The organism is Ferroplasma sp. Type II, from assembly GCF_000496155.1.
The window spans coordinates 1-953 of the sequence record NZ_KI542690.1; the positions used below are offsets into that span (position 1 = coordinate 1).

General features: G+C 33.9%; 1 pseudogene. It reads right to left on the minus strand.

Features of this window, described 5'->3' with window-relative positions:
* Window positions 1–366 precede the first annotated feature (366 nt).
* Window positions 367–953: pseudogene (locus AMDU4_RS02180) on the minus strand (APC family permease); the annotation flags it as partial.

The following is a 953-nucleotide window of genomic DNA, read 5'->3' on the forward strand; positions in this document are numbered from 1 at the left end:
GTTTGCCTTTTTGGTATTGCACAGTTTTTTTGTACATTCAATGTTTAACGTGATATCCTCTGTTGACTAAAAAAGTGAGTTTTCCATCTCAACGGTGGGAGTTGCCATCTATAGTAGAGTTCCAATATTCACAGGTTTACATTTGAGAGTTTCGCTCTCTAATTTTATCCATCCGGCATTCTGGATGTTTATTGACATATTGAGATCATGATAAGACACAAAACCTCCGGATATCCTGTGTGTAAAATCATTCATGTGTTCCTGGGAATTCCTGAGATTCTGCACTTTATCTTCCTAATGATGCTAAAAAATAAAAGAAATATTGTACTCTTATCAAATACTTAAGCATGAAGTTGCAGAATCCTATTATTGACTCCTGTAATCAACGTTTTTCTTTTTGCCACTAAAAATTATATCCATGACTACTGCAAAAATTATGTAAAGCCCCATTACTATAAGTGCGTAAGTAAATGGAAATGACAGTCCAGATATTGCATAGTAGATGGCTATAAGAATTATAACTGTAGAAATAGATGGAACCAATATGTCGAAGGTGAAATTTTTGTGAACTTTAGTAAGGCCAGAATTTATTATTATATGTATTATGAGAGTCGAAAGGGTGCTTATAGTTGCATAAAATATAAACTGGTACAGGAATCCCCCTACATTGAAGGAACCATAGAACATATATGTGGATATTATTCCAACAGATATGAAAATCCCGAGCAGGAGAAAAAGGGCATTTTGAGGAGCGCTGTGTTTATTCAATTTTGAAAATGTGGATGGCAAGTATCCGTCCCTTGCCATGGAATAGATATTCCTTGTTATAGCTGTGCCTATTGTATTGAACAATGTATATATAATAAAGAAATTAAATGCCAGAAAAAACATTGAGGCATAAAGGCCTATATGGGTTTTTATTACTATAAATGCAGGAATTACAGTGTCTGAAA